We start from the raw sequence: 4,617 nt of genomic DNA on the forward strand, positions 1-4,617 counted from the left end.
CCGACACACCCGGCGGCCACCGACATCCGCCCCTTGGCGAGGGTGGCCAGGGCCAGCCGGAATCCACCGCCCTCGGCACCGAGCAGCGCCGTGTCGGGCACGCGCACCTCGTCGAAGCCCAGCTCGCCGGTGGCCTGGCCGCGCAGGCCGAGCTTGCCGTGGATCTCCCGTCGGGTCAGCCCCGGACTGCCGGTGGGCACCAGGAACGCGCTGATCCCCCGGTGCCCGGGGCCGCCGGTACGGGCGAAGACCAGCGCCACGTCGGCGGTGGTGCCGTTGGTGATGAACGTCTTCGTGCCGGAGATCAGCCAGTCGGTGCCGTCGCGGACCGCACGGGTGCGCAGTGCGGCCGCATCGGAGCCGCTGTCCGGCTCGGTCAGCGCGAAGCAGCCGAGCGCGGTGCCGGCGCAGAGCTTCGGCAGCCACTCGGCCCGCTGTTCCGCGCTGCCGTTGGCGGCGATCGACTTCGCGACCAGGCCGAGGGAGACCGAGACGATGCCGCGCACCGCCGAGTCGCCCCGGCCCAGCTCTTCCAGCACCAGGCAGTACGCGAGGTGGTCGCCGCCGGACCCGCCGTCGGTCTCGGCGATGGTCAGCCCCAGGAAGCCCAGGTCACCGAGCATGCCGACGATGGCGGGGTCGACCGATTCGCGACGATCCCAGGCGGCCGCGTGCGGCAGCAGCTCGCGGTCGGCGAACTCGGCGGCCAGCTGGCGGGCCGCCGCCTGCTCGGCGGAGAGGGTGAGGTCCATGACGATCAAACTAGCGGTGATAGTTTAACGCGTCCAGACCGGAGGGTCACCGGTCCGAGGCCAGACCGACGTGCCGTTCGGCGGTGAACGCGCGGGCCAGCTCGGTACGCGAACGGATGCCCAGCCGATGGAACACGTTGCGCAGGTGGTGGTCGACAGTACGGGTGGAGAGGAACATCCGGGCGGCGATCTCCCGGTTGGTGGCGCCCTCGGCGACCAGCTCGGCGATCCGCAGTTGCTGGCCGGTCAGCAATCGTGCCGCAGGCAGGTCCGGCGGACCGATCGACTCCCCCGCCGCCCGCAGCTCCGTGGTGGCCTGCTCGGCCCAGCACTCCACGCCGAGCAGGCTGAACATCTCGCGGGCCTGGTGCAGGTGTGTGCGCGCGTCGCGGGGGCGTCGGTTGCGGCGCAACTCCTGACCGAAGAGCAGTTCGGTGCGGGCCCGCTCGAACGTGCCGGCCTCTGTCGGGTGCAGCCGCAACGCCGCCTCGAAGTGTCGTTCCGCCTCGGCGCCACCCCGCGGAGCGAGCAGCGCGTGGCACCGCGCGGACAGGGCCCGGCGCAGCGGGCTCGCGGTGCTGCTGGCCCACCTGTCGAAGGCGGCGAGCGCGGCCGTCGCCGCCGGCCGGTGCGCCAGGTGCGCCGCCGCCTCCACCAGGTACGGGGTGGCCATCACCTGCACGAGGACCTGACCTCGACCGGTGCCGAGCCGGGCCAGCGACGCCAGCCGGTCCGCCGCCTCGGCGTGCCGGCCGTCGACCAGGTCGAGCACCGCCAGGGCCCACGCGGCGAGCGCGTGCGGACGGCTGCCCGGCGTCGGTGACTCGCCGATCTCCCGAATCCGCCGCAGGCTGGTGGCCCGGTCGGCCCGGATCGCGGCCAGCACGGCCAGCATGCCCAGATGGACGTTGGCGCAGTTGACCTGGCCGGTGGCCCGGGCGACGCGCAGCCCGTCGCGGGAGGTCTCCGCCGCCGCCTCGTGTCGACCCAGCCAGTATTCGGCGACCGCCCGCAGCTCCAACGCCCGCGACAGCATCGACAGCTCGCCCCGTTCCCGGGCCAGCTCGACAGCGCGCCCGGCGAGCCGGTGGGCCGCGCCGTCCACCGCCACCAGCAGCCCGGCCGCCGCGGCGCAGCTGAGCGCGGTGGGGGTCAGCGCCCAACCGGTCAGCCGGCCGCCCAGCACCACGGCGCGGCGCAGCGCGGGTCCGGCCCGCTCGTGGTCGCCCCGCAGGGTCGCCGCCACCCCGGCGACCAGACAGCCCATCACCTCCAGGGCCGGCGGGTCGTCCGGGCGCCGCAACGCCAGCGCCCGGCGGCCGACCTCGGCGTAGCGGTACTGGTCGCCGGAGAAGCAGACCGCCTCACCGGCCCGCACCAGCCCGGTCAGGGCCAGGGCACGGTCGGTGCCGTCCACGGCCGCCGCGGCGGCCAGCAGCGTGACCGACGCGCCCGACGCGGTGCCGCAGCGCAGCTCCAGCTCACCGCGGAGCAGGTCGGCACGCGCGCGGACGACCGGATCGGGGCAGACCGCGCGGAGGCGGTCGAGCAGCAGCCGGGCCGCGTCGGGTTGCCCACCGGCCCAGGCGTAGCGGGCGGCGGTCAACAGCCGGGCGGCGGTCAACTGGGGTTGATCGCTCAACTCGGCGGCCCACCGCAGGGCCACCGACGCGGTGGCCCAGCCATCGGATCCGCCGACCGCGGCCTGTTCCAACTCGGCGGCGAGGGCCGGATCGGCGCCCGCCGTCGCGGCGGCGAGGTGCATCGCCCGGCGCAGCCGCTGCCCCTGCGCGACCAGCACCTCGGCGAGCAGTCGGTGCGCCGCGCGGCGCTCCGCGAGCGGTGCGCTGGCCGCGATCATCATGCGCACCAGCGGCTGCGGAAAGGTGACACCACGTTGCTCGACGCGGACCAGGCCGGCGACCTCCGCCGGGGCGAGCGCCTCGACCTCGGCGCCGGCGGCTGCGGCGGCCCGGATCAGGGTGCCCGGTGCGCCGTCCTCGTCGAGCGCGGCGAGCAGCAGCACCCGTCGGGTCTCCGGTGGCAGCCGGTCCAGCCGGGCCCGGTACGCCCGACCGAGCGCCCCGTCCGCCGGTGGCGCGGCGGGCAGCGGCTCCTCCCCCCGCCACTGCCCCGCGCTGAGCCCCTCGGCGAGGTCCACCAGGGCCTGCGGGTTGCCGCCGCCGGTCGTGGCCAACGCGGCCAGCGCCGACGCGGCCGGCCGTTCGGGGAGCCGGTCGACGCCCGCGCGCTCGGCGAGCCGACGAAGCCGGTCGGTGAGGACGGCGCTGCTCTCGTGCTCGGTCAGCGCCCGCAGCCGGTGCGCCGGTATCCCGTCGAGGTTGGCGGTGACGTCAGCGGTGAGCAGGACGGCCAGCGGCAGGTGCCGCAGTCGGCGGGCGACGAACGCGAGCACCTGCGCGGTCTGCGGGTCGCCCCGGTCGACGTCGTCCATGGTGGCGAGCAACGGCCGCGTGTGGGCGGCGGCGGCGAGCAGCCCGAGCACCGCCATCGACAGCGTCAGTTGCCGGTCGGCCGGGCAGCTCTCCCCGGCCAGCGCGCGCCGCAGCAGTTGGCGCTGCTCGTCGGGCAGGTCGGCGGCATGGTGCAGCACCGGGTCGAACAACCGTTGCAGGCCGGCGTACGGCAGGGTGGCCTCCTCGGCGAGCCCACTGCCGACGAGCACGGTGCGGTCCTCGGCGTGCCGGTGGGCGTAGCCGATCAGCGCGGTCCGGCCCGATCCGGGCTCTCCGCGTAACAGCAGGGCACCGCCGGCGTTGGTCATGCCGTCGAGCAGGCTCCGGACAGCCCGGCACTCGTCGTCCCGGCCACGCAGCACGGTTAGTTGCACTCTTGATGCAGTAACCATGCCTGCCAGTGTTACCCATCGGAAACCGAATGGAAAGAGGGGGCGATATCGGGCCGGGCCGGAATCAGTCGGGCGTGACCTCGGCCAGCAGCGCGCCCACGGTCCGGGACATCACCGCGCGGGCCTGGTCCACGCCCAGACCAGGGCGTGCACCAACTGTTCCCGCCCCGGCCCGGCCTCGGCCAGCTCGACGGCGAACAGCTCCTCGACCTCGTCGCGGACCCGCTCGATGTGCTTGAGTTTGTTGCGGTGCAGCTGCTCGGAGACGGGCTCACGCATCTGGGCGGCCCGCGCCGACGGCGCGATGAGCTGGAGCAGCCGAGCCCGCTGGCGGCAGTACGCGTCGACCCGCTTCGCCAGCGGCAGCCCGGGTGAGATCGGCCGGTGTGCGGCGTCCTGCTGACGGAGCACCTCCGCGCCGCTGGCCTCGAAGAGCGTCTCCATGTCCTTGAAGTTGGTCCAGAGGGTGCGCAGCGAGATCCCGGCCCGCTCGGCGATGCGCTCGCCGGTCGGGCGGAGGTCACCCTCGGAGATGAGCGCGAGGTGCGCCTCGACGATGGCCGCGCGGGTGCGTTCGGCGCGGGCGGTGCGCCCGTCGACCCGGCCCACCACATCGACCCCGTCCATCCGCCCCCGCCCCCTCACCGCCATGGCGTCCCCCGACGCACCGCCGAGTCTAGACAGGGGCTGATCAGCGTTCCCGGACGCGCCACCGACGCCGTCATCCGGCCCGGCCGGTCAGCGAGACGCCGCCGTCGCACCGACCCACCCGCGCGCCCTCGGCGACGAGGCGTTGGGCGAGGGCCAGACCGGTCCCCCGACCGGCGCCGGTGACGATGGCGACCCGGTCCGCGAGGCGATCCGAATATGCATTCACGGTGCAGATAGTAGGAGCGTCAATCGGCATCGGTCAACGCCTCGGACGGTCGCGCCGGCAGACCGCGTCAGCAACACGCGCGCAGCCGTGCCCCCGCGCGGGGGCACGCGCACCCCCCC

4 protein-coding genes are annotated in these 4,617 nt (G+C 75.2%); all 4 read right to left on the minus strand.

All coding sequences use genetic code 11. The features are described from left to right. A partial coding sequence (locus KBX53_RS23135; RefSeq protein WP_210861604.1) for an acyl-CoA dehydrogenase family protein occupies positions 1–752 on the minus strand: 752 nt, incomplete at its 3' end. 46 nt (positions 753–798) lie between these two features. After that, positions 799–3,603 carry an AAA family ATPase gene (locus tag KBX53_RS23140; protein ID WP_309140834.1) on the minus strand — a complete coding sequence of 935 codons (2,805 nt, stop codon included), beginning with the start codon at positions 3,601–3,603 and terminating at the stop codon, positions 799–801. A gap of 129 nt (positions 3,604–3,732) precedes the next feature. Beyond that, entirely contained in the window at positions 3,733–4,248 is a 516-nt protein-coding gene (locus KBX53_RS23145; RefSeq protein WP_247676081.1) for a TetR/AcrR family transcriptional regulator, read from the minus strand. 94 nt (positions 4,249–4,342) lie between these two features. Continuing rightward, positions 4,343–4,498 carry a hypothetical protein gene (locus tag KBX53_RS23150; protein WP_210861609.1) on the minus strand — a complete coding sequence of 52 codons (156 nt, stop codon included), beginning with the start codon at positions 4,496–4,498 and terminating at the stop codon, positions 4,343–4,345. Positions 4,499–4,617 lie beyond the last annotated feature (119 nt).

Origin of the sequence: Micromonospora sp. M51, from assembly GCF_018070305.1 — a bacterium.
Classification (GTDB): Bacteria; Actinomycetota; Actinomycetes; order Mycobacteriales; family Micromonosporaceae; genus Micromonospora; species Micromonospora parva.